This is a genomic window from Aminobacter aganoensis, assembly GCF_014206975.1.
Classification (GTDB): Bacteria; Pseudomonadota; Alphaproteobacteria; order Rhizobiales; family Rhizobiaceae; genus Aminobacter; species Aminobacter aganoensis.
Genome location: NZ_JACHOU010000004.1, coordinates 107,379 through 129,629 on the forward strand (window position 1 = coordinate 107,379; position 22,251 = coordinate 129,629).

Annotated in this window: 23 protein-coding genes and 1 pseudogene; 14 read left to right on the forward strand and 10 right to left on the reverse strand. The window is 65.0% G+C overall.

All coding sequences use genetic code 11. The features are described from left to right. Positions 1–64 precede the first annotated feature (64 nt). Both GGR00_RS11335 and GGR00_RS11340 read right to left on the reverse strand, forming a co-directional pair. Positions 65–991 (reverse strand): pseudouridine-5'-phosphate glycosidase, encoded by a 927-nt coding sequence (locus tag GGR00_RS11335; protein WP_055971675.1) that lies wholly within the window; start codon positions 989–991, stop codon positions 65–67. A 20-nt stretch (positions 992–1,011) separates the two neighbouring features. Then, the gene (locus GGR00_RS11340) at positions 1,012–1,953 is read right to left on the reverse strand and encodes a carbohydrate kinase family protein (protein WP_184699503.1); all 942 of its coding nucleotides are present in this window, start codon (positions 1,951–1,953) and stop codon (positions 1,012–1,014) included. Here GGR00_RS11340 and GGR00_RS11345 point away from each other — a divergent pair. From GGR00_RS11345 to GGR00_RS11360, 4 genes and pseudogenes are all read left to right on the forward strand, one after another. Next, the gene (locus tag GGR00_RS11345; protein ID WP_162244891.1) at positions 1,952–2,287 is read left to right on the forward strand and encodes a hypothetical protein; all 336 of its coding nucleotides are present in this window, start codon (positions 1,952–1,954) and stop codon (positions 2,285–2,287) included. The genes GGR00_RS11340 and GGR00_RS11345 overlap by 2 nt on opposite strands. Next, a complete protein-coding gene (gene recA, locus GGR00_RS11350) occupies positions 2,235–3,323 on the forward strand; it encodes a recombinase RecA (protein ID WP_055971237.1) in 1,089 nt (362 codons plus the stop codon). The genes GGR00_RS11345 and recA overlap by 53 nt, the downstream gene beginning before the upstream one ends. 251 nt (positions 3,324–3,574) lie before the next feature. Continuing rightward, positions 3,575–6,241, forward strand: a complete 2,667-nt coding sequence (alaS, locus tag GGR00_RS11355; protein ID WP_184699504.1) for an alanine--tRNA ligase — start codon at positions 3,575–3,577, stop codon at positions 6,239–6,241. Between the two features lie 139 nt (positions 6,242–6,380). After that, positions 6,381–7,218 (forward strand): annotated as a pseudogene (locus GGR00_RS11360) (AraC family transcriptional regulator). A gap of 158 nt (positions 7,219–7,376) precedes the next feature. On the opposite strand, the gene GGR00_RS11365 reads toward GGR00_RS11360, so the two are convergent. Then, a complete protein-coding gene (locus tag GGR00_RS11365) occupies positions 7,377–8,588 on the reverse strand; it encodes an NADP-dependent isocitrate dehydrogenase (RefSeq protein ID WP_055971228.1) in 1,212 nt (403 codons plus the stop codon). Positions 8,589–8,916: 328 nt separating this feature from the next. Between GGR00_RS11365 and GGR00_RS11370 the strand changes: the two genes are divergently transcribed. The 3 genes from GGR00_RS11370 to GGR00_RS11380 are packed head-to-tail and all read left to right on the forward strand — an operon-like array spanning position 8,917 to position 10,817. After that, a complete protein-coding gene (locus tag GGR00_RS11370; protein ID WP_184699505.1) occupies positions 8,917–9,792 on the forward strand; it encodes an RNA methyltransferase in 876 nt (291 codons plus the stop codon). Continuing rightward, a complete protein-coding gene (gene murI / locus GGR00_RS11375) occupies positions 9,785–10,570 on the forward strand; it encodes a glutamate racemase (protein WP_055971672.1) in 786 nt (261 codons plus the stop codon). The genes GGR00_RS11370 and murI overlap by 8 nt, the downstream gene beginning before the upstream one ends. A gap of 58 nt (positions 10,571–10,628) precedes the next feature. Beyond that, a complete protein-coding gene (locus GGR00_RS11380; protein WP_055971669.1) occupies positions 10,629–10,817 on the forward strand; it encodes a DUF3008 family protein in 189 nt (62 codons plus the stop codon). A 20-nt stretch (positions 10,818–10,837) separates the two neighbouring features. Here GGR00_RS11380 and GGR00_RS11385 read toward each other — a convergent pair whose 3' ends face one another. Then, complete coding sequence (locus tag GGR00_RS11385) at positions 10,838–11,473, reverse strand: NAD(P)-dependent oxidoreductase (protein WP_184699506.1); 636 nt, start codon at positions 11,471–11,473, stop codon at positions 10,838–10,840. Between the two features lie 149 nt (positions 11,474–11,622). Between GGR00_RS11385 and GGR00_RS11390 the strand changes: the two genes are divergently transcribed. The 3 genes from GGR00_RS11390 to rpsD all read left to right on the forward strand — a co-directional run bounded on the left by GGR00_RS11390 (position 11,623) and on the right by rpsD (position 13,648). After that, on the forward strand, positions 11,623–12,033 hold the full coding sequence (locus GGR00_RS11390; RefSeq protein ID WP_055971219.1) for a winged helix-turn-helix transcriptional regulator: 411 nt from the start codon (positions 11,623–11,625) through the stop codon (positions 12,031–12,033). Positions 12,034–12,108: 75 nt separating this feature from the next. Next, complete coding sequence (locus GGR00_RS11395; RefSeq protein WP_184699507.1) at positions 12,109–12,816, forward strand: 2OG-Fe(II) oxygenase; 708 nt, start codon at positions 12,109–12,111, stop codon at positions 12,814–12,816. 214 nt (positions 12,817–13,030) lie between these two features. Continuing rightward, positions 13,031–13,648 (forward strand): 30S ribosomal protein S4, encoded by a 618-nt coding sequence (gene rpsD, locus GGR00_RS11400; protein ID WP_055971213.1) that lies wholly within the window; start codon positions 13,031–13,033, stop codon positions 13,646–13,648. Between the two features lie 198 nt (positions 13,649–13,846). Here rpsD and purB read toward each other — a convergent pair whose 3' ends face one another. The 5 genes from purB to GGR00_RS11425 form a co-directional block, all read right to left on the reverse strand. After that, positions 13,847–15,145: an adenylosuccinate lyase gene (gene purB, locus GGR00_RS11405; protein WP_055971210.1), complete on the reverse strand. Its 1,299-nt coding sequence runs from the start codon at positions 15,143–15,145 to the stop codon at positions 13,847–13,849. 60 nt (positions 15,146–15,205) lie between these two features. Next, a complete protein-coding gene (locus tag GGR00_RS11410; protein WP_055971207.1) occupies positions 15,206–15,700 on the reverse strand; it encodes a hypothetical protein in 495 nt (164 codons plus the stop codon). A gap of 53 nt (positions 15,701–15,753) precedes the next feature. Then, positions 15,754–16,476 (reverse strand): DUF2259 domain-containing protein, encoded by a 723-nt coding sequence (locus GGR00_RS11415; protein ID WP_055971204.1) that lies wholly within the window; start codon positions 16,474–16,476, stop codon positions 15,754–15,756. Positions 16,477–16,551: 75 nt separating this feature from the next. Further along, positions 16,552–17,562 carry a P1 family peptidase gene (locus GGR00_RS11420; RefSeq protein ID WP_184699578.1) on the reverse strand — a complete coding sequence of 337 codons (1,011 nt, stop codon included), beginning with the start codon at positions 17,560–17,562 and terminating at the stop codon, positions 16,552–16,554. Continuing rightward, on the reverse strand, positions 17,562–18,635 hold the full coding sequence (locus GGR00_RS11425) for a branched-chain amino acid ABC transporter substrate-binding protein (protein ID WP_055971201.1): 1,074 nt from the start codon (positions 18,633–18,635) through the stop codon (positions 17,562–17,564). Before GGR00_RS11425 ends, GGR00_RS11420 begins: the two co-directional genes overlap by 1 nt. Positions 18,636–18,788: 153 nt before the next feature. Here GGR00_RS11425 and GGR00_RS11430 point away from each other — a divergent pair, with 153 nt between their 5' ends. Both GGR00_RS11430 and GGR00_RS11435 read left to right on the forward strand, forming a co-directional pair. After that, positions 18,789–19,283: a flavin reductase family protein gene (locus GGR00_RS11430; protein WP_055971198.1), complete on the forward strand. Its 495-nt coding sequence runs from the start codon at positions 18,789–18,791 to the stop codon at positions 19,281–19,283. A 20-nt stretch (positions 19,284–19,303) separates the two neighbouring features. After that, entirely contained in the window at positions 19,304–20,233 is a 930-nt protein-coding gene (locus GGR00_RS11435; RefSeq protein ID WP_055971196.1) for an AAA family ATPase, read from the forward strand. 96 nt (positions 20,234–20,329) lie between these two features. Here the strand turns inward: GGR00_RS11435 and GGR00_RS11440 are convergent, their stop codons facing one another. Continuing rightward, positions 20,330–20,473, reverse strand: a complete 144-nt coding sequence (locus GGR00_RS11440; protein WP_156381111.1) for a hypothetical protein — start codon at positions 20,471–20,473, stop codon at positions 20,330–20,332. A 186-nt stretch (positions 20,474–20,659) separates the two neighbouring features. Here GGR00_RS11440 and GGR00_RS11445 point away from each other — a divergent pair, with 186 nt between their 5' ends. Continuing rightward, positions 20,660–21,895, forward strand: coding sequence for a vWA domain-containing protein (locus GGR00_RS11445; RefSeq protein WP_055971193.1), 1,236 nt, complete (start codon positions 20,660–20,662; stop codon positions 21,893–21,895). Between the two features lie 18 nt (positions 21,896–21,913). Further along, positions 21,914–22,249, forward strand: a complete 336-nt coding sequence (locus GGR00_RS11450; RefSeq protein WP_055971191.1) for an XdhC family protein — start codon at positions 21,914–21,916, stop codon at positions 22,247–22,249. Positions 22,250–22,251 lie beyond the last annotated feature (2 nt).

Consider the following 22,251-nt stretch of genomic DNA (forward strand, 5'->3'; position numbering starts at 1 on the left):
GCTTATGCCTGCCTGTCCGGAATGTATATTATGAAATGCTAATATTGAGGCGTCTTACGGCCGCTCACGCCTTGGCAAGCGCGATTGCCACCTTTGCCGCTAGCCGTGCATTGTTTTCCACCAGCGCGATGTTGGTCTTGAGGCTGGCGCCGTTGGTCAGCTCGAGAATCTTCGCCAGCAGGAACGGCGTCACCGCCTTGCCCGAGATGTTCTGGGCTTCGGCTGCCTTCTGCGCCGCCTCGATGTAGCCGGCCATCTTGTCAGCGGGGATCTCGTCGCTCTCCGGCACCGGGTTCGCCACCAGCAGACCGCCGTCGAGGCCAAGCGCACCACGGGTCGCGTGCAGGCGGGCGATCTTCTCGGGAGCATCGAGCCTGAGCGGCGCCGCATAGGGCGATTTGCGCGACCAGAACGCCGGCACGATGTCGGAGCCGAAGGCGACGACAGGCACGCCGCGCGTCTCCAGCACTTCGAGCGTCTTTTCGATGTCGAGGATGGCCTTGGCCCCGGCCGACACCACGATGACGGGCGTGCGCGCCAGCTCGTCGAGGTCGGCGGAGATGTCGAAGCTCTTCTCCGCGCCCTTGTGCACGCCGCCGATGCCGCCGGTGGCGAACACCTTGATGCCGGCGAGATGCGCCGCGATCATCGTCGCTGCCACCGTCGTGCCGCCGGTGCGGCCTTCCGCCACCGCATAGGCGATGTCGGCGCGCGACAGCTTCATGGCGCCGCCGGTCATCGCCAGCGACTCGCGCTCGCCGTCGGACAGGCCGATCTTGATGCGGCCGTTGATGACCGCGATCGTTGCCGGCACCGCACCTTCGTCGGAGATGATCTTCTCGACATTCGCCGCCATCGCGCTGTTGTCGGGATAGGGCATGCCGTGGGTGATGATGGTGCTTTCGAGCGCCACGACCGGCTTGCCTGCGGCGAGCGCGGCCGCGACGGGAGCGTGGATGTCGATGAAGGGACGGGCGGTTTCTGGCGTCATGGTGATCTCCTTGGTCCGCGTCATGCCATTTCCCGGGCTTGCGGCACAAGGGCCAGCACCTCGTCGAAGGCTGCCTGGCCGAGTTCCGGTACGGCGGATGGGCTCTCGATGGCCAGCACCGCGGCGGCGATGCCTTGCCTCAATGCGCTTGCCAGCCCTTCGCCGCGCAGCAAGGCGACCGTGGTCGTGCCCGCCAGCGCGTCGCCGGCGCCGGTGACGTCGACGACCTGGCGCGGCGCCGGCGGGGCGATCATCGATAGCCCTTCGGCGTCAAAGGCGAAGACCGCGCTGCCGCCGGCGGTGACGACGCCACGCTTGAGCCCTGCGGCGCGCAGCCCGCGCGCGATCTCGCTGGCGTCGGCTTCGGCATTGGTTCCGGCCAGCACTGCGGCCTCGCGCCGGTTCATGAACAGGCATGACAGCCTGTCGAGGATCGGCACCATGCGCACCGCCTTGGCCGGCGATATGGCGATGGCAAACAACGGCACAGTGCCGGCCGCTTCCGCCAGCCGCCAAAGTGCCGTCTCCGGCAGGTTGGCGTCGCACAGCACGGCATCGGCTGCCGCGATCGCCTCGCGCATCTTGGCGCGCCGCATCTGTTTCGGAAACGCCAGCTCATACAGTCCCATGTCGGCAAGCGCCGCCACCACGTCGCCGCCGCGGTCGAGCAGGGCCGTGTAGCTTGGCGTCGCGCGGTCGAGAAACACCGCCGACAGGTCCGAGATGCCGTTGGATGCGATTTCCGCCGCCACCGCCTCGCCGGCGGCATCGCCGCCGCGCACCGACATCAGCGAACCTGCCGCGCCCCGCCGGACCGCACCGCGCAGCGCGTTGAAAGCCCCGCCGCCGACCTCTTCGCTCATGGCCCCGGGGATCGAGGCCCCGGGCACGAAGGGAGCCGACATCCGCCCGCGTCGGTCGACATGGGCGCCGCCGATGGCAAGGATTCTGGGTGACTTCATGCTGCTGCTGTCCGTTGGCGTTTCAGGCGGCGAACTTAGTGTTCCGCGCGGAGGGCGGCAACCGCCGCCGAATCGCGATGACGGGCTTTTCCGGGCGAGGGGCTTTCGGCTCGATGCGACATCGGATCACGCGTGGTGCAAAAACAAAAAAAGAACACGATGCAGATTTGCATTCAATATCAATAATTTGGCTGCTCTTGCCAAATGTGAACAAAACCGGTACAAATTTGTATCGGCATCGGATAGACCGGCCTTCATTGATGACCACGGGGTGATGTATCATGGCTCAAAATTCATTGCGGCTTGTAGAGGAAAATTCGGTGGACAAATCTAAGGCTCTGGACGCGGCGCTGTCGCAGATCGAACGCGCCTTCGGCAAGGGCTCGATCATGCGGCTCGGCGCCAACGAGCAGGTCGTCGAGATCGGCACCGTCTCCACAGGCTCGCTCGGCCTCGACATCGCGCTCGGCGTCGGCGGCCTGCCGCGCGGCCGCATCATCGAGATCTACGGTCCGGAAAGCTCGGGCAAGACGACGCTTGCCCTGCACACCGTTGCCGAAGCCCAGAAGAAGGGCGGCATCTGCGCCTTCGTCGACGCCGAACATGCGCTCGACCCGGTCTATGCCCGCAAGCTTGGTGTCGATCTCGAAAACCTGCTGATCTCGCAGCCCGACACCGGCGAGCAGGCGCTGGAGATCTGCGACACGCTGGTCCGCTCGGGTGCCATCGACGTCCTGGTCGTCGACTCTGTGGCGGCTTTGACGCCGCGCGCTGAAATCGAAGGCGAGATGGGCGAGTCGCTGCCCGGCCTGCAGGCCCGCCTGATGAGCCAGGCGCTGCGCAAGCTGACCGCGTCGATCTCGCGCTCCAACACCATGGTCATCTTCATCAACCAGATCCGCATGAAGATCGGCGTCATGTACGGTTCGCCCGAAACGACGACGGGCGGCAACGCGCTCAAGTTCTATGCTTCGGTTCGTCTCGACATCCGCCGCATCGGCTCGGTCAAGGACCGCGACGAGGTCGTCGGCAACCAGACCCGCGTCAAGGTGGTCAAGAACAAGCTGGCTCCGCCCTTCAAGCAGGTCGAGTTCGACATCATGTATGGCGAAGGCGTGTCCAAGACCGGCGAGCTCGTCGACCTCGGCGTCAAGGCCGGCGTGGTCGAGAAGTCCGGTGCCTGGTTCTCCTACAATTCCCAGCGCCTCGGCCAGGGCCGCGAGAACGCAAAGCTGTTCCTGCGCAACAATCCGGACGCGGCGCGTGAGATCGAGACCCTGCTCAGGCAGAATGCCGGCCTGATCGCCGAGAAGTTCCTCGAGAACGGCTCGCGCGAGGAAGACGACGGCGACGAAGCCGGCGCGATGTAAAAGTGCCGGCGGCTGGCCTGCCGGTGTGGCGTGGCCAGCTTTGGGAATGACGATCTGGGCGACCGCCGGCCATTGTGCCGGCGGTTTGCGTTTGCGCTGCCGGCGCCTTTCATCGGAGCGGCGGATTTCCGGGTTTTCGCGCGTCCAGTGTTTCTGGACAGGGGTGGGGCGGACCGCTAAAAGGCCAGTTCCATTCCCGCCCGCATGCGGCGGCGAAACATCTGTTCAGGGCGGCGATCAAAGGCGGCAATATGAGTGGCGTGAACGAGATCCGGTCGACATTTCTCGACTACTTCAAGAAGAACGGACACGAGGTCGTGGCCTCCAGTCCGCTCGTCCCGCGCAATGATCCGACCTTGATGTTCACCAATGCCGGCATGGTGCAATTCAAGAACGTCTTCACCGGCCTTGAGACCCGCCCCTATTCGCGCGCCGCGACCGCGCAGAAGAGCGTGCGCGCCGGCGGCAAGCACAACGACCTCGACAATGTCGGCTACACCGCGCGCCATCTCACCTTTTTCGAGATGCTCGGCAACTTCTCCTTCGGCGACTATTTCAAGGAGCAGGCGATCGAGCTCGCCTGGAACCTGATCACCAAGGAATATGGGCTCAAGAAGGACAAGCTGCTCGTCACCGTCTACCACACCGACGACGAGGCGGCCGAACACTGGAAGAAGATCGCCGGCTTCTCAGACGACCGCATCATCCGCATCGCCACCTCCGATAATTTCTGGGCGATGGGCGACACCGGCCCCTGCGGCCCGTGCTCGGAGATCTTCATCGACCGCGGCGAGCACATCTGGGGCGGCCCTCCCGGCAGCCCGGAGGAGGATGGCGACCGCTTCCTCGAGTTCTGGAATCTCGTCTTCATGCAATACGAGCAGGTGACGAAAGAGGAGCGCATCGACCTGCCGCGCCCGTCCATCGACACCGGCATGGGCCTCGAGCGCATGGCCTCGATCCTGCAAGGCGTCGAGACCGTGTTCGAGACCGACCTGTTCCGCACCTTGATCGACGCGGCGTCATCGGCGATCGGCCGCGGCCCGGATGAGAGCAATGTCGCGTCCTACCGCGTCATGGCTGATCACCTGCGTTCGTCCTGCTTCCTCGTCGCCGATGGCGTGCTGCCCTCCAACGAAGGCCGTGGCTATGTGCTGCGCCGCATCATGCGCCGTGCCATGCGCCACGCGCAGCTTCTCGGCGCGCAGGAGCCGATGATGTGGAAGCTGGTGCCCGCGCTCATCCGCGAGATGGGACAGGCCTATCCCGAGCTCGTCCGTGGCGAAGCGCTCATCACCGAGACGCTCAAGCTGGAAGAGACCCGTTTCCGCAAGACGCTCGCCCGCGGCCTCGGCCTGCTGGCCGATGCGACCGAGACGCTGGGTGCCGGCGACATGCTCGACGGCGAAACCGCCTTCAAGCTCTACGACACCTATGGCTTCCCGCTCGACCTGACGCAGGATGCGCTGCGCCAGCGCAACATTTCGGTCAATCTTGCCGGCTTCACCGAGGCGATGGAGCGCCAGAAGGCCGAGGCGCGCGCCAATTGGGCCGGCTCTGGCGAGGCAGCGACCGAGGTCGTCTGGTTCTCCGTTCGTGAGAAGGCCGGCGCCACCGAGTTCCTTGGTTACGAGACAGAGCAGGCCGAGGGTGTGATCCTTTCCCTGATCAAGGACGGAGCTGTCGTCGATGCTGTGGACGAGGGCGAAACCGTCGCCATCGTCGTCAACCAGACCCCGTTCTACGGCGAGTCGGGCGGCCAGATGGGCGACACCGGCACCATCTCGGGCGAGGGCTTTGCCGTCGAGGTGACCGACACCCAGAAAAAGGCCGACGGCCTGTTCGTCCATTATGGCAAGGTCACCAGGGGCAAGCTCAAGACTGGCGCGGCCGTCGAGCTCAAGGTCGACCACCACAGGCGCACGCGCCTGCGCTCGAACCACTCGGCCACCCACCTGATCCACGAGGCGCTGCGCGAGGTGCTCGGCACCCACGTCGCCCAGAAGGGGTCGCTGGTCGCGCCCGAGCGCCTGCGCTTCGACATCTCGCACAACAAGCCGATCTCTTCGGAAGAGCTTGAGGAAGTCGAGCGCATGTCGAACGAGATCGTGGTGCAGAACAGCCCGGTCTCCACGCGCCTGATGAGCGTCGATGATGCCATTGCCGAGGGTGCGATGGCGCTGTTCGGCGAAAAATACGGCGATGAGGTCCGCGTCGTCTCCATGGGAACCGGCGTTCATGGCGCCAAGGCCAACCGGCCCTATTCGGTCGAGCTTTGCGGCGGTACGCATGTCCGCTCCACCGGCGACATCGGCCTGATCCGCATCGTCTCCGATGGCGCGGTCGCTGCCGGTGTCCGCCGTATCGAGGCGCTGACGGGCGATGCCGCCCGTCGCTATCTCGACGAGCAGGAGCGCCGCCTCAAGTCGGTCGCGGCCACGCTCAAGGTAGCACCCGGCGATGTCCTGGCCCGCGTCGAAGCGCTGGTCGAGGAGCGCAAGAAGCTGGAGCGCGAACTCACTGAGGCGCGCAAGAAGCTCGCGCTTGGCAGCTCCGGCAGTGGCGCCGCCGCCGATGAAGGCGAGACTGTCGCCGGTGTCAGCTTCCTCGGCAAGGTGGTGTCGGGCGTGTCGCCGAAAGATCTCAAGCCGCTCGCCGATTCCGGCAAGGCCTCGCTCGGTTCGGGCGTGGTGGTGTTCGTCGGTGCGGGCGATGATGGCAAGGCGAGCGTCGTCGTCGCGGTCACCGATGACCTGACCAAGCGCTTCAGCGCGGTCGATCTGGTGCGCGTGGCTTCCGCGGCCCTTGGCGGCCAGGGCGGTGGCGGCCGTGCCGACATGGCCCAGGCCGGCGGACCAGATGCCACCAAGGCAGCCGAGGCGGTTGCCGCGGTCAAGGCGGCGATGGCTGCGGCCTGACCGGTACTGTCGAAAGTTGACATGAAAAAGGCCCGCTCCGGCGGGCCTTTTTTGTTGCAGCCACGCGGTCGCAAGTCAGCAGGATTTGTCAAATCCATCTATGGTTCCGTCCAGCCGATCGAATTGCATGAGGCTAGGCATGAACGGTGAAACGGCATGGGCGGTCTATGAAGACCGCCTGAAAAGGGTATCGAACCCTCGACGAGGGGCTGGACATGGAGCGCCTTGCCGAGATCGCCTGCCTGTCGAGCTATCACTGGCATCGGATCTATCGCGCCATCTACGGCGAAACGGCTGCCGCCACGGTCAAGCGCCTCCGGCTGCACCGCGCCGCAGGCGATATCGTGGCGACGGATCTGAGTGTCGGCGAGATTGCAAAGCGATCTGGCTATCCCAACGTCCAGTCGTTCAACCGCATCTTCAAGGCAGCCTATGGCATGCCGCCGGCGCGCTACCGGAAACAGGGAAGCCACACGCACTTTGACCTGCAATCAAACGGAAAGGCTTCCCACATGTTCGACGTGGCAATTCGCAAGATACCTGAGGTTCACCTGGTCGGCGTCGCGCACACCGGCTCCTACATGCAGATCGGCAAGGCGTTCGAGGAGCTGTTCGGCACGCTCTATGCGCGGGGCCGCGCCCGGCCCGAAATGCGCATGATCGGTGTTTATCTCGACGACCCCGACATCGTCGCAGCCGACGAGCTGCGTTCCTATGCCTGCGTCACCGCCGATGCCACCACCCCGGTGGAGACGCCGCTCGAACGCCGGACCGTCGACGGCGGCGACTATGTCGTGCTGCGCCACAAGGGTCCCTATGCCGAGATGCACAAGGCCTACCAGTGGCTCTATGCCGAATGGCTGCCGAAGTCGGGCCGCGAACTGCGCGATGCGGTGATGTTCGAGGAATACGTCAACAACCCGCGCGACGTGGCGCCGGCCGAACTGCTCACCGACATCCATTTGCCGCTGGTCTGAGGGGGCTGGGCCGCCTCTGTCTTCGAAGCAGACGCGCCAGCCTCCCTTACCAGAGGATCTGCGCAACACGCCTCGACGGACGCACCGCAAAGCGCGCGCCCGCAAGAAAAAAGCCCCGGGATCGCTCCGGGGCTTTTTTGGTGGGCCTGGAGTGGGGCTCAGCCCACGGCCTTCTGCAGGTTCTCGTCGATCTTGTCGAGGAAGCCGGTGGTCGACAGCCATGGCTGGTCCGGGCCGATCAGCAGCGAAAGGTCCTTGGTCATGAAGCCGCTCTCCACGGTCTGGATGCAGACGCGCTCCAGCGTCTCGGCGAACTTCTTGAGCTCGGCGTTGTCGTCGAGCTTGGCGCGGTGCGCGAGACCGCGGGTCCAGGCGAAGATCGAGGCGATCGAGTTGGTCGAGGTTTCCTCGCCCTTCTGGTGCTGGCGATAGTGGCGCGTCACGGTGCCGTGGGCGGCTTCCGCTTCCACCGTCTTGCCATCCGGCGTCATCAGCACGGAGGTCATCAGGCCGAGCGAGCCGAAGCCCTGGGCGACCGTATCCGACTGCACGTCGCCGTCATAGTTCTTGCATGCCCAGACATAGCCACCCGACCACTTCAGGCTCGAGGCCACCATGTCGTCGATCAGGCGGTGTTCGTACCACAGCTTGCGTGCCTTGAACTCGGCCTCGAATTCCTTCTCGTAGACGTCCTGGAAGATGTCCTTGAAGCGGCCGTCATAGGCCTTGAGGATGGTGTTTTTGGTCGACAGGTAGACCGGATAGTTGCGCAGCAGGCCGTAGTTCAGCGAGGCGCGGGCAAATTCGCGGATCGACTCGTCGAGGTTGTACATGGCCATCGCCACGCCGGCGCCCGGCGCGTCGAACACGTCGTGCTCGATCACCTGGCCGTCGTCGCCGACGAACTTGATCGACAGCTTGCCCTTGCCGGGGAACTTGAAATCGGTCGCCTTGTACTGGTCGCCGAAGGCGTGGCGGCCGACGATGATCGGCTTGGTCCAGCCCGGCACCAGGCGCGGCACGTTCTTCATGATGATCGGTTCGCGGAAGATAGTGCCGCCCAGGATGTTGCGGATGGTGCCGTTGGGCGACTTCCACATCTTCTTGAGCTTGAATTCCTCGACGCGCTGCTCGTCGGGCGTGATGGTGGCGCACTTCACGCCGACGCCGTGCTTGTTGATGGCGTTGGCGGCGTCGATCGTCACCTGGTCGTTGGTGGCGTCGCGGTGCTCGATGCCGAGGTCGTAATATTCCAGGTCGAGATCGAGATAGGGGTGGATCAGCTTGTCCTTGATGAACTGCCAGATGATGCGGGTCATCTCGTCGCCGTCGAGTTCGACGACGGGCTTGGCCACCTTGATCTTCGCCATTTGGAAAAAGCCTCTTCTTGCCTGGAACCAGCCGGTCCCGGAGGTTCACGATTGGGAGTGCGGCCCCTATACCAAAGCGAATCGGACCGCGCAAATGATTGCGATTGCGACCTTGGGTCTGTCTGCTGACATTGTATGAACTGCACCGCATGCGACCTCCGCGGTCGCAGACGCCATGGTTATTTTCTTGGTGGCGTCAGGCGTCTTCGGCGGCCGCCTCCGGCTGGGCGAAGTCGCCTGCCATGGCCGGCACTTACCGGAACTTCATTTTCACGCGCAAATATGTCAGGGACGCGCAAAAGGCGCAATTCTCGGTTCAATCGCAGCAATGTCAGAAACTCCCATCCAGACCCAGGCACCCGTCATCGTCCTCGTCGAGCCCCAGCTCGGCGAGAACATCGGCATGGTAGCGCGCGCCATGGCCAATTTCGGTCTCGCCGAATTGCGCCTGGTCAATCCGCGCGACGGCTGGCCGAGCGAAAAGGCGAGGGCGGCCGCCAGCAATGCCGATCACGTCATCGACGGCGTCGTGGTCTATCCCGACCTCGCATCGGCCATTGCCGATCTCAATTTCGTCTTCGCCACCACGGCGCGGGAACGCGACGGCTTCAAGCGTGTCGCCGGCCCGGTCGAAGCCGGGCGCACCTTGCGCGGGCACGCCCTGTCGGGGCTTCGCACCGGCATCCTGTTCGGGCGCGAGCGTTTTGGCCTCTACAACGAGGAAGTGAGCCTTGCCGACGAGATCGTCACCTTTCCGGTCGACCCCAAATTCGCCTCGCTCAACATCGCCCAGGCCGTGCTGTTGATGTCTTACGAATGGATGAAATCCGGCCTGGAGGACGAGACCCAGACCAATTTCACCGGCCCCGAAATGGCGCCGGCGACCAAGGACCAGTTGCACGGGCTGCTCAACCACCTGGAAGCTGCCCTCGATGCGCGCGGCTATTTTCGTCCCGCCGCCAAGAAGCCCAAGATGGTCGACAACCTGCGCTCGGTGCTGACGCGGCCCGGCTTCTTCGCCCCCGAGCTCAAGGTTCTGCGTGGCGTCGTCGCATCGCTTGACTATTTCTCGCCGAAGGAACCGCGTGGCGCTGGCTACCCCGATCGCAAGGCCAAGGTCGATCACGCCGCCCACTCAGGCAGAGTGAGCACCGATGAAGACGACACGCCGCCGCTTGGCGGCCGAGGGCTCGACAATGACTGACCGTCCGGTCCTTATGTTCGATTCGGGCATCGGCGGACTGACCGTGCTGCGCGAGGCACGCGTGCTGATGCCCGAGCGCCGCTTCGTCTATGTCGCCGACGACGCCGCCTTTCCCTATGGCGCCTGGGAAGAGCCGGCGCTCAAGGCCCGCATCCTCGATCTGTTCGGCGGCCTGCTGCAGCGCTTCGATCCCGAGATCTCGGTTATCCCGTGCAACACCGCCTCGACGCTGGTCATCGATGCGCTCAGGGAGGCGTTTCCTGGCCATCCGTTCGTCGGCACCGTGCCGGCGATCAAGCCGGCGGCCGAACGCACGCGTTCTGGTCTTGTGTCGGTGCTGGCGACGCCGGGCACGGTCAAGCGGCAATACACCCGCGACCTGATCACCCAGTGGGCGACGAAGTGCCATGTCCGCCTCGTCGGCAGCGACAGGCTGGCGCAGATGGCCGAAACCTACATGCGCGACGGCTTCGTCGACGAGCAGGCGGTGAAGGACGAGATCGCGCCCTGCTTCATCGAGCAGGATGGCCGGCGTACCGACATCGTCGTGCTCGCCTGCACGCATTATCCGTTCCTGGTTAACCGCATGCGCAAGACCGCACCCTGGCCGGTCGACTGGATCGATCCGGCCGAGGCCATCGCGCGCCGGGCGCAGTCACTGCTCGAAGGCTCGCGTGGCAACCGCGACATGGCCGGCCCCGATCTTGCCGTGTTCACCTCGCAGCGGTCGGATTTCGCCACGCGCCGGCTGATGCAGGGCTTCGGGTTGACGGTCTGATTGGAACATCGCCGGGCAGCAGGCGTTTCCCAAACCCGCAATGGTCAGGAGAAACGACATGCCAGCCACATCGAGAGCCCAGCAAAAGGCCGCCGGCGCGGCCCTTGCCGCCAAGCGCGGCGAAATCAAGAAGAGCGAACTCGTCGGCGCATCGAAGGAAATGTACGAATCGATGACCGAGAAGGAACTCGAGGAGTTCGCCGAGACCAAGCACAAGGGCCTGCCGGAGCACAAGACGAAGCACTGAGCCCCGGCAGGGATGCTTGATCAGTATCCGGCGGTAAAGCGTTTGCCGCTATGCTTGGGCGTTGCCGCCTCATCCAGGATGGCCACAGCCAGGTCCTCGACCGATATGCGGCTTTCGCCCTTGGCATCGAACACCGGCTGGTCCGTGCCGAGCCGGAACTTGCCGGTGCGCTCGCCCGGTGCGAGGAGGATCGCAGGCGAGACGAATGACCAGTCGAGCCCGCTTTCCTTGCGCAGCGCGGCAAGTGCGTCCCGCGCCGCCAGCGCCCCGTCCTTGTAGGCCGCCGGGAAGTCGGGAGCATCGACGAGCTGCTTGCCGTCAATTTCCAGGCTGCCGGCGCCGCCGACGATGATCACCCGCTTGCCCGCTGCCTTGGCGGCCGCCGCGATGGCCTTCGAGCCGGCGAGGTGCTTGGCGTAGATGTCGGGGTCGCCCCAGCCGCCGTTGAAGGCAGAGATGACGATGTCGCTGTCCGCGATCGCCGCTTTCAGCGCGCCTGCGTCGGTGACGTCGGCCTTGACCGCTGTGACGCCGTCGAGCGGAGCCACCTTCTCGGGCGAGCGCGCGATGGCCGAAACGGCGTGGCCGCGTGAGGTTGCTTCCTTGAGCACGGCGCCGCCGACGAAGCCCGATGCACCGATGAGAGCGATTTTCATGACTGTTCTCCTTGTTCGGCCTGTTTTGCCAATTCGGGCAAAAGCAGGTATGATCTGTAATCAGGTTACCAACGATAACCATATAGCTCGGCCGGCCGGACGCGAAAAGAACGCATGATTTCGTGCCCAGGTTACTTCAGGAGAACCGCATGAACGCGTCAGCGAAGGCAGCGGCAGTGGCGCCGCTGCTGCACACCACCCCGGGCTTCGAGACCGACGGCCGCGACACCTGTCCCATCCGCGAGGTGCTCGACCGTGTCGGCGATACCTGGAGCATCCTCGTCATCATCAACCTCCAGGAGCAGCCGGTGCGCTTCAACGCGCTGAAGCGGTCGATCGAGGGCATTTCGCAGCGCATGCTGACGGTCACCTTGCGTTCGCTCGAGCGTGACGGGCTGGTCACGCGCACGGTGCGGCCGACCACGCCGCCGGAGGTCGAGTACGGGCTGACCGAACTCGGCCAGTCGATTGCCGTGCCGATCGCCGCTCTCGGCGACTGGGCGGCGGCCAATCGCGATCAGATGCGCTGCGCCCGAGGCACGTTCGACGCCGGATCGTGACCCGCGCAGGAATCGGAATGCGGCACGCCTGGTGACAGCCTAGATTCGGCGCCGAACCCGACACGGAGCGCCGCTATGAATGTCCAGGATGTTGTTTCGAAAGTGAACTGGGAGGCCGTTCTCGGCGAACTCGACGAGTTCGGCATGGCGCCGACCGGCCGGTTACTCGATGGCCAGGCCTGTCTCGAACTGCGCAAGCTCTACGATCAGGAAGCGCATTTCCGCAGCCGCATCGTCATGCAGCGCCACGGCTTCGGAGCGGGTGAGTACAAGTACTTCGCCAACCCGCTTCCCCACATCATTGCCGGCCTTCGCCAGGGCTTCTACCAACGTCTCGCTCCCTTCGCCAATGGCTGGAACGAGCGCATGGGGCTCGACCGGCGCTATCCGCCCGATCTTGATGCCTTCCTTGCCGAGTGCCATGCGGACGGGCAGGCGAAGCCGACGCCGCTTCTGTTGAAGTACGGCCCGGGCGACTACAACTGCCTGCACCAGGACGTCTACGGCGCCCATCTCTTTCCGGTGCAATTGGTGATTCTGCTCAGCGAGCCGGCAAAGGAGTTCGAGGGTGGCGAGTTCGTCATGACCGAGCAGCGGCCGCGCATGCAGTCCCGCGCCGAAGTCGTGCCGTTGGCAATGGGCGAGGGCGCGCTGTTTGCCGTCAGCGACCGGCCAAGGGCGGGAACGCGGGGTGACTACCGGGTCAAGATGCGCCATGGTGTCAGCCGTATCCGCCATGGCGAGCGTTTCACCCTCGGCATCATCTTCCACGATGCCAAATGAGCCGGCCTTGCGTTGACATTCCCCGATGTTTCGCCTAGTTAGCCGCCAACGCCGGGCCGAAACGCCCGGTGTTTCATTTGACGTGTCCCGTGGGTCTTTCCGCAAAGCGTGCGTGGAAGATCCTGTCAGGTCTCGATAACGGAGGCCAGAGGAGGGCGCGTTTCCTTCACTCGAAACGTGAGGTTTCGGGTGTATTGTTTTGAAAGGGAATGCGATGAGCAAGCGCGAATCCGCGAAATACAAGATCGACCGCCGTCTTGGCGAGAACATCTGGGGCCGCCCGAAGTCCCCGGTCAACAAGCGTGAATACGGCCCCGGCCAGCACGGCCAGCGTCGCAAGGGCAAGCTCTCGGACTTCGGTCTGCAGCTGCGCGCCAAGCAGAAGCTGAAGGGTCACTACGGTGACATCTCGGAAAAGCAGTTCCGCAAGACCTACGAAGAGGCCAACCGCCGCAGGGGCGATACGCCGGAGAACCTGATCGGTCTGCTCGAGTCGCGTCTCGACGCGGTCGTCTACCGCGCCAAGTTCGTGCCGACCATTTTCGCGGCCCGTCAGTTCGTCAACCACGGCCACGTCAACGTCAACGGCAAGCGTACCAACATCAGCTCGTACCGCTGCAAGGCCGGCGACGTGATCGAGGTCCGCGAGAAGTCGAAGCAGCTGGTCATCGTGCTTGAGGCCGTTGCCCTCGCCGAGCGCGACGTGCCGGACTACATCGAAGTCGACCACAACAAGATGGTTGCGACCTTCGCTCGCGTTCCCGGCCTGTCGGACGTTCCGTTCGCCGTCCAGATGGAACCGAACCTCGTCGTCGAATTCTACTCGCGCTAATCCCTTCGGATCGGCGCCAGCCGGCTACGGCCGCCAAGCATTGCAAGGACCCCGTCGATTTTCGGCGGGGTTTTTTGTTGTTTGGGTGATGCCGGCCACGAAGCACAAGGGCCTGCACAGCACGGCCCATGAAAAAACCCCGGCTTGCACCGGGGTTCTGCAATCTCAAGGCCCGCGATCCAGCGGGCCTTTATCGTTTCAGAACACGCGCTTGAAGATCGTGTCGACATGCTTGGTGTGATAGCCGAGGTCGAACTTCTCGCGGATCTCGTTCTCGGGCAGGGCGGCCGTCACTTCCTTGTCGGCCAGCAGTTCCTCGAGGAAGTCCTTGCCCTCTTCCCACACCTTCATGGCGTTGCGCTGCACCAGCCGGTAGGCGTCCTCGCGGGAAACGCCTGCCTGCGTCAGCGCCAGCAGCACGCGCTGCGAGTGCACCAGACCGCGGAACTTGTTCATGTTCTTGAGCATGTTGTCGGGATAGACGACCAGCTTGTCGATGACGCCGGTGAGGCGTGCCAGCGCGAAATCGAGCGTCACGGTCGCGTCTGGGCCGATCATGCGCTCGACCGACGAGTGCGAGATGTCGCGCTCGTGCCACAGCGCCACGTTCTCCATTGCCGGCGCCGCATAGGAGCGGACCATGCGGGCGAGGCCGGTCAGGTTTTCGGTCAGCACCGGGTTGCGCTTGTGCGGCATTGCCGACGAGCCTTTCTGGCCCGGCGAGAAATACTCTTCCGCTTCCAGCACCTCGGTGCGTTGCAGATGGCGGATTTCGGTCGCCAGGCGCTCGATCGACGAGGCGATGACGCCGAGCGTCGCGAAGAACATGGCGTGGCGGTCGCGCGGGATGACCTGCGTCGACACCGGCTCCGGCTTGAGGCCGAGCTTGGCTGCGACATGCTCCTCGACGCGCGGGTCGATGTTGGCGAAGGTGCCGACGGCGCCCGAGATGGCGCAGGTGGCGATGTCCTCGCGGGCATGCACCAGACGCTCGCGGCAGCGCGAGAACTCGGCATAGGCCAGCGCCAGCTTGACGCCGAACGTCGTCGGCTCGGCATGGATGCCGTGGCTGCGGCCGATGGTGACGGTGTCCTTGTGCTCGAAGGCGCGGCGCTTCAGCGCCTCGAGCAGGCCGTCGAGATCGGCAAGCAGGATGTCGGTGGCGCGAACGAGCTGCACCGACAGGCAGGTGTCGAGCACGTCCGACGAGGTCATGCCCTGGTGGATGAAGCGCGAATCCGGGCCGACGAACTCGGCCAGATGCGTCAGGAAGGCGATGACGTCATGCTTGGTCACGCGTTCGATCTCGTCGATGCGCTCGACGTCGAATTGTGCGGCGCCGCCCTTTTCCCAGATCGTCCTTGCCGCTTCCTTGGGGATGACGCCGATTTCGGCCAGCGCGTCGCAGGCATGGGCTTCGATCTCGAACCAGATGCGGAAGCGCGTTTCGGGCGACCAGATGGCGACCATCTCGGGCCGCGAATAACGAGGGATCATGGCGGGGCTCTTCCAGCTGAGGTTTCGTCGCCGCTCCCCTAACAGAGGTAGGCCCAATGCTCAACGCGAACGGTAGGCAAACCACGATGCTGTGGCGAAAAGGGCAACAAAACCGCCGGGAAAATAGAGCCTGACGCCCAGGACGGCAAACTGGTAGAGCGCGACCAGCCCCGTGAAGACGACCTGGAACGCCCACGTCAGGGTGAATGGCTCGGCATGCCATTCGGCATAGTAGCTGCGATATTGCAGTGCATAGAACAGCGTCGTCAGGCCGACCGTCGTCGCAGCGAGCGCAACGAAGGCGGCGGCGAACGCCGTCTCGGCGCGACGGCCGTGTGACAGCAATCCTGCCAGCGTCCAGCCGATGGGAAAGGCAACGGCCCCGCCGAGCGCGAAAAGCACCACGACCGCGCGGACCCGGAGCGGCGTCTCCCAATGGTCGAGAAGCAGCGAGAAGAACGCCGTCGCGCCCATCGCAAAGCCCCACAGCGCCGAACCGGCCAGCGCAAGGCGCAGCGACGGCAGGGACTGGCGCAATCTTTGACGTGCGCGCATCGCACCCGGCCCTTCGGTGGGGCTTGGGTCGCCGGCGATAGCGGGGCTGTCGCTCACATCCGTCCCGTCACCGCAAGCCAGCGGTGGTCCGGCCCCTCGAAACCATGGCGGACGACGGTGATCAGCACCGCGTAGGACATCGCGCCGCCTTCGCCGAAAAAGGTCTGCACGCCGCCGATTCGATAGCCCGTCGGGCACCCGCGGCTGAGCGGCACGTCCTTGTCTTCCTGCATGACCGTGGTCTTGCCGCCTTCGCCGACCTGCACCAGCTTGAAGCCCTTGACCGGACCGATGCCGGGGCAGCGTTCGATCTCGCCGAGCGAAATCTCTTCGAGGCGGAATTCGAGCGGCGCATCGATGGGCGGAAACACCGGCCGTGGATTGACCACCATGCGCTGCGCGTCGGCGCTGGTCTCGGTCACGGCATTGAACCCGGCGAGGCGGCCGCGATTGGCGGACAGCACCGCTTCGGCAATGATCTTGTCGCCGCGTTTGCGGGCCTCGTCGCGCGCCACCTGCAGGCCGACGCTCTCGTCCTCCATCTGCACCCGCACCGGCGTGTTGGGCAGGAACTTGTCGGTGGTGGTGTCGATGTAGAAACGGTGGGCATAGGCAAAACCCGAGCCATCCTGGATGCCGTATTCCTCGAACGCGAACACCTTGCCGTCGGCGCTGAAGCCGAGCACGTTGAGTTCGGCGGCGTCGCCGGCCTGGGCAACTTGCGAAACGGCCAGCAGCGACAGGCCTGCGAGGCAAAGAAGCTTCATCATTTTCATGGCAGTGGCCCCCTTTGCGATTGAATCAGTTTTTCAGGCGAATGCGCTAAGATACCGTCAACAAAGGATTTTGGGTCAGCCTTTGCGTGCCGACCACACAGGCATTATGTCGCCGGGCGCAGCCGATGCGGCCTGCACCCCCCGCGCGATCGCCCGGGCCATTGTCGAGGCCGCGGCGGCGTAGAAATCGACGACATCGGCCTGTCCGACCTCGATCCCGCTCGCCCCCGTCGCCAGCGCAAACACCAGGTCGCCGTCGAACGGCGTGTGCACCGGCCAGATGGCGCGGGTGAAGCCGTCATGCGCCGCGATCGCCAGCCGCTTGGCGGCGGCCTTGGTCAACACCGCGTCGGTGGCGACGATAGCGATGGTGGTGTTGGCCATGGCACTGTTTTCTTCCTCGTACTTCTTGAACACGCGGGAAGCGTCGGCAGGCATCGGCGAGGGGTAGCCGAGGCCGCCGAACTCGGCGTCCAGTTCGAAGGGAGCGGCCCAGAAGTGCCTGGAGCGCCCCACCGTCACCGAACCGGTGGCATTGACGGCGACCAGCGCGCCGACCGTCACGCCATTCGGCAGCACGGTCGAGGCCGAACCCAGCCCGCCCTTGAGCCCGGCCGTCAGCGCGCCCGTGCCGGCGCCTATGGTGCCAAGGGCGAATTCGCGGCCGGCAGCCTGCGCGGCGTCATATCCCAGCTCGCGATAGGGCGGGTAACGGCCCCAGTCCTTGTCGCCGCCGTTGAGCATGTCGAACAGGATCGCCGCCGGCACGATCGGGATGATCTGGTCCCGAACGGCAAAGCCGATGCCTCTCTCGCGCAGTGCCGCCTGCACGCCCGAAGCGGCATCGAGGCCGAAGGCCGAGCCGCCGGCAAGCGCTATCGCATTGACGGTCTCGACCGTGTTGTGCGCGTCGAGCAGGTCGGTCTCGCGTGTTCCCGGCGCGCCGCCCAGCACTTGCACGGCGGCCGTCGCCGGTGTGTCGCACAGGACCACCGTCACGCCCGATTTCGCCTTTCCGTCGGCGGCATTGCCGACCCGCAGGCCGGCCACGTCGGTGATCAGGCTGAGCGGCCCGGCTTTCAGCATCATTCGGCCTCTGCGGGCTGGTAGGTTGCGCCGTCGAAGCGGAACAGGCGCAACGGGGTCTCGGCGAGGTCCCCCCTGGCGTCGAAGCGGATTTTTCCGATGGCCGTATCGAATTCGGTACCGGCCAGCACGTCCGCGACTGGCTTGCCGCCCGTTATTGCGAGATCGGCTGCGGCGCGCGCGACTTCCACCGCCGCATAGGCGGGCAGGGCGTAGCCGTCCGTCACCGCCTTTGCCGTCTCGAACGCCGCCAGCACATCGGGGCTCGCCAGGCTCGACCACTCCGGAGCCGCGATCATCAGCGTGCCCTCGGCGGGCGGGACGGTCCGGTCGGCCACGCGAAGCGTATCGCCGCCGGCAAACACGATGCCGACGCCCAGCGATGCCGCGTCGCGGCCCATCACCGCGACATCCTCGCCGTCACCGCCGACGAACACATGCGTGGCGCCGGCCTTGCGCAGCCGGCCGATTAGCGCCACCTGGTTGTCGAGCTGCGGCCTGAACGTGTCCAGGAACACCGGCTTCAACCCGGCTTGTTCCGCGCTCGCCCGGACGCTCTCGGCGAGTTCGCGGCCATAGATCGTGCCGTCGTCGACGATGGCGAACAGCTTGTCGGCCCACAGCCGCGTCAGGATCGAAGCTGCCGCCTCGCGCTCGCCGTCGCCGCGCGGTCCAAGCCTGAACACCTGCCAGCCGGTCTTGTCGCGCCGGTCGGTCAGGCTGTCGGTGCGCACGCCGACCGTGATGACGGGTATTCGTGCATCCTTGAGCACGGGCAGTGCGGCCTCGATCGCTTCGGTGCAGAGAAAGCCGGTGACGACGGCGACCTTGGCATCGACGAAGCGCTTCGCGGCATCGGCCCCGCCCTCGGCCGTGCACTGGTCGTCGGCAATCTCGAGTGCTACGCCGTCACGCGCGGCAGCCAGCGCCGCGCCGGTCCTGATCTGCTCGCCGAGAATGGCCGACGGGCCGGAAAGCGGCGCAGCAACGCCGATCTTCAACGGTTCGGCCTGGGCGGCCAGCGCCACGAGCGATGCGGCCAGGGCAGTGGCGATGGCAGTTGCGGATCGCATTCGGTCCAACAAAATCCTCTGCGCGCACAAGTTTACGCGATGTCTTTGACCTACTGCCTGGCCCATGCAAGCGCAATGTGCTTGTGCCCACTTGCTTGTGAGCCCAATGATGCGGGCATATATAGCGCTCAGGGTTCATTGCAGGAAAATCCGTTGCTGAAGAAGTTTGAAGTCGGGCCGCAGGCCTATCGCGACGCCATGAGCCACTTTGCCGGCGCCGTTCATCTGGTGACGACCGACGGTGCAGCCGGCAGGCGCGGCGCAACCATCATCGCCGCCTGCTCGGTCTCCGACACCCCGCCGATGGTCCTGGTCTGCGTCAATCGCGAGAATCCCAAGAACGACGCCTTCGTCGAAAACGGCAATTTTGCCCTCAACACGCTGGCCGCCAGACACGAGCCGCTCGCCGTCGCCTTTTCCGGCGTCACCGGCCTGCCGCCGGAGGAGCGCTTCGCCCTTGGCGATTGGGAGGTCCTGGCCTCCGGCGCGCCGGCGCTGATCGGCGCGGTCGCGGTGTTCGACTGCGAACTGGTCGACAGCAAGGAACTGGCCACCCATCGCGTCATGTTTGGCAAGGTGACAGGCCTGCGCATCGGCGATAACCTCCGCCCGCTGATCTATCACGGCCGCAGCTACCACGTGCTGTAGGCCGTTTTCCCGGAATCGCCATGACCGACCGCACGCCTCGTCCCATCCCGCAAACGATCGACGAGACGCTCGATCTGCTGACCGGAGCCGACTACGTCGCCGACCGGGCCCTGGCGACGGTGCTGTTTCTGTCCCTGTGCATGAACCGGCCGCTGTTTCTCGAAGGCGAGGCCGGCGTCGGCAAGACCGAGATCGCCAAGGTTCTGGCCAGCGCGCTCGGGCGCCGGCTGATCCGGCTGCAATGCTACGAGGGCCTCGACGTCTCGTCCGCCGTCTACGAATGGAACTATGCGGCGCAGATGATCGAGATCCGCATGGAGGAGGCGACAGGCAAGGTCGACCGCTCCGACATGGAAAAGAACGTCTTCTCCGAGAAATACCTGATCCGACGTCCGGTGCTCGACGCGCTCACCGGCACGCAGGGTGCGGCCCCCGTCTTCCTCATCGACGAACTCGACCGCACCGACGAGGCCTTCGAAGCCTTCCTGCTCGAAATCCTTTCCGACTACCAGGTCACGGTGCCCGAGCTCGGCACGATCAAGGCCGAGGAGCCGCCGATCGTCATCATCACGACCAACCGCACCCGCGAGATCCATGACGCCCTCAAGCGCCGCTGCCTCTATCATTGGGTCGACTATCCCAATGCCGAGCGTGAGCTCGAGATCGTCCGCCGCAAGGTGCCGCAGGCCAACCAGCGTCTTTCCCATGAGGTCGTGCGTTTCATCCAGAGGCTGCGCGAGATCGAATTGTTCAAGGTGCCCGGCGTCGCCGAAACCATCGACTGGGCCAGCGCGCTCACCGAACTCGACAAGGTGGCGCTCGATCCCGAGACGATTTCCGACACGATCGGCGTGCTGCTCAAATACCAGGACGACATTGCGCGCATCGAACAGGGCGAAGGCCGCCGCATCCTCAACGAGGTGAAGGCGGAGCTGGCGGCGGCGGAGTAGGTCTGATGGTGCTCCACTCGCCCGCTTCATCCGGCCGTCAGCTGGTTGAACGCGTTGGCGTGAGCCCCGTCTCGGTTCGCATTCGGTTTGGAAAAGTCAGTCCTGGGCCGGATTCGATGTCTTCGCCGTCACGGCATGGATTCCCGACACTCTCCGCTCGCTTTGCTCGCTCACGAGGTCGGGAATGACGACCTTCATGACCGTCACCGCCATTCGCCGGCGCATGCCCTTGGCAGCCAATCGCAGGCGTCTGCGATTTGCGAAAACGCTTCCTCTCGCTTGTCATTCCCGACCTCGTGAGCGAGCAAAGCGAGCGGAGAGTGTCGGGAATCCATGCCGTGATCTGAATGAAGTCCAGTCGGGTCCAATGATGATCCCATTCAGTGGCTTCGACCAGGCGGCAGCTGCAACCGGGGGCATCGCGACATGACGCCCCGTAGTGCCACCCCCGACGGCCGCATCGCCGACAATATCGTCTATTTCGCCCGCGCCTTGCGCAAGGCCGGCATGCGCGTCGGCCCGGCTTCGGTCAAGGATGCCATCGAGGCGGTGCTGGCGGCAGGCATCGGGTCGCGCGACGATTTTTACTGGACGCTGCATGCCGTTCTGGTCACCCGGCACGAGGATCACCCGACCTTCGACGAGGCCTTCCGCCTGTTCTGGAAATCGCGTGAGCTGATCGAAAAGCTGCTGGCGATGTTTTCGCCTGTCGCGCCCGACCATCGCGAAAGGCAAAAGCCGCGCGCTGCCGAAAACCGCGTTAGCCAGGCAATGTTCGAGGGTCACCAGAAAAACCAGCCGCCACGCGAAATCCCCGAGATCGAGGTCGACGCCCGCTTCACCGTCTCCGGCAACGAAATGTTGCGCGCCAAGGACTTCGCCCAGATGAGCGCCGACGAGATCACGCAGGCGCGGCGCGAGATCGCAGCGCTTCGGCTGCCTTTCGACACCGTGCGCACCCGCCGCTTCAAGCCCGACCCGCATGGCGGCAAGGTCGATCCGCGCGCCATGATGCGTGCCGCCGCCCGCACCGGCGGCCAGTTGATCCTGCCAAGATTCCGGTCGGTGCGCGAAGTGCACCCGCCTCTGGTAGTGCTGGCCGACATCTCCGGTTCGATGAGCCAGTACACACGCATCTTCCTGCATTTCCTGCACGCCCTGACCGAGAAGCGGCGGCGCGTCCACACCTTCGTCTTCGGCACCAGGCTGACCAACCTGACCCGCCAGATGCGCCACCGCGACCCCGATGCGGCGCTTGCCGACTGTTCCGCCGCGGTCAAGGACTGGTCGGGCGGCACCCGCATCGGCGACACGCTCGGCGAGTTCAACCGGCTGTGGTCGCGCCGCGTGCTCGGGCAGGGTGCCGTCGTGCTGCTGATCACCGACGGGCTCGAGCGAGACGATGTGGCCGGCCTTTCCGAGGAGATGGAGCGGCTGAAGAAATCCTGCCGCCGGCTGATCTGGCTCAATCCGCTATTGCGTTTCGACGGCTTCGAGGCGCGCGCCCGCGGCGTTCGCGCCATGCTGCCCTATGTCGACGAGTTCCGCCCGGTGCACAATCTCAATGCGCTCGGCGACCTTTGCGCGTCGCTCGGCGCGCCCGCATCGCGCCAAAGCGACCCCAGATTGTGGATGATCGACGGCCAGCGCCGGGCGGCGTAAGGTCATGAGGGAGGTTCCATGCCAAGCAAGTTTCTCGACGAAGCCCGCGATCCGCTGATCATCGCCGAAGGCTGGATGAAGGACGGCAAGGATGTCGCCATTGCCACCGTGGTCGAGACCTGGGGCTCGGCGCCGCGTCCGGTGGGCAGCCATCTCGTCATCGATGCCGAGGGCACCTTTCACGGCTCCGTTTCCGGCGGCTGTGTCGAGGGCGCGGTCATCTCCGAAGCGCTCGAAGTGATCGGCAGCGGCCAGGCGAAGATGCTTGAGTTCGGCGTTGCCGACGAGACGGCCTGGCAGGTCGGCCTGTCGTGCGGCGGCCGCATCCGCGTTTATGTCGAGCGGTTGGGCTAGAG

Excerpts from the sequence above, each read along its gene's own strand:
- GGR00_RS11335 (WP_055971675.1), bottom strand. The coding sequence starts at position 991 with ATGACGCCAGAAACCGCCCGTCCCTTCATCGACATCCACGCTCCCGTC.
- GGR00_RS11345 (WP_162244891.1), top strand. The coding sequence starts at position 1,952 with ATGCTGCTGCTGTCCGTTGGCGTTTCAGGCGGCGAACTTAGTGTTCCG.
- GGR00_RS11340 (WP_184699503.1), bottom strand. The coding sequence starts at position 1,953 with ATGAAGTCACCCAGAATCCTTGCCATCGGCGGCGCCCATGTCGACCGA.
- recA (WP_055971237.1), top strand. The coding sequence starts at position 2,235 with ATGGCTCAAAATTCATTGCGGCTTGTAGAGGAAAATTCGGTGGACAAA.
- alaS (WP_184699504.1), top strand. The coding sequence starts at position 3,575 with ATGAGTGGCGTGAACGAGATCCGGTCGACATTTCTCGACTACTTCAAG.
- GGR00_RS11365 (WP_055971228.1), bottom strand. The coding sequence starts at position 8,588 with ATGGCGAAGATCAAGGTGGCCAAGCCCGTCGTCGAACTCGACGGCGAC.
- GGR00_RS11370 (WP_184699505.1), top strand. The coding sequence starts at position 8,917 with ATGTCAGAAACTCCCATCCAGACCCAGGCACCCGTCATCGTCCTCGTC.
- murI (WP_055971672.1), top strand. The coding sequence starts at position 9,785 with ATGACTGACCGTCCGGTCCTTATGTTCGATTCGGGCATCGGCGGACTG.
- GGR00_RS11380 (WP_055971669.1), top strand. The coding sequence starts at position 10,629 with ATGCCAGCCACATCGAGAGCCCAGCAAAAGGCCGCCGGCGCGGCCCTT.
- GGR00_RS11385 (WP_184699506.1), bottom strand. The coding sequence starts at position 11,473 with ATGAAAATCGCTCTCATCGGTGCATCGGGCTTCGTCGGCGGCGCCGTG.
- GGR00_RS11390 (WP_055971219.1), top strand. The coding sequence starts at position 11,623 with ATGAACGCGTCAGCGAAGGCAGCGGCAGTGGCGCCGCTGCTGCACACC.
- GGR00_RS11395 (WP_184699507.1), top strand. The coding sequence starts at position 12,109 with ATGAATGTCCAGGATGTTGTTTCGAAAGTGAACTGGGAGGCCGTTCTC.
- rpsD (WP_055971213.1), top strand. The coding sequence starts at position 13,031 with ATGAGCAAGCGCGAATCCGCGAAATACAAGATCGACCGCCGTCTTGGC.
- purB (WP_055971210.1), bottom strand. The coding sequence starts at position 15,145 with ATGATCCCTCGTTATTCGCGGCCCGAGATGGTCGCCATCTGGTCGCCC.
- GGR00_RS11410 (WP_055971207.1), bottom strand. The coding sequence starts at position 15,700 with ATGCGCGCACGTCAAAGATTGCGCCAGTCCCTGCCGTCGCTGCGCCTT.
- GGR00_RS11415 (WP_055971204.1), bottom strand. The coding sequence starts at position 16,476 with ATGAAAATGATGAAGCTTCTTTGCCTCGCAGGCCTGTCGCTGCTGGCC.
- GGR00_RS11420 (WP_184699578.1), bottom strand. The coding sequence starts at position 17,562 with ATGCTGAAAGCCGGGCCGCTCAGCCTGATCACCGACGTGGCCGGCCTG.
- GGR00_RS11425 (WP_055971201.1), bottom strand. The coding sequence starts at position 18,635 with ATGCGATCCGCAACTGCCATCGCCACTGCCCTGGCCGCATCGCTCGTG.
- GGR00_RS11435 (WP_055971196.1), top strand. The coding sequence starts at position 19,304 with ATGACCGACCGCACGCCTCGTCCCATCCCGCAAACGATCGACGAGACG.
- GGR00_RS11445 (WP_055971193.1), top strand. The coding sequence starts at position 20,660 with ATGACGCCCCGTAGTGCCACCCCCGACGGCCGCATCGCCGACAATATC.
- GGR00_RS11450 (WP_055971191.1), top strand. The coding sequence starts at position 21,914 with ATGCCAAGCAAGTTTCTCGACGAAGCCCGCGATCCGCTGATCATCGCC.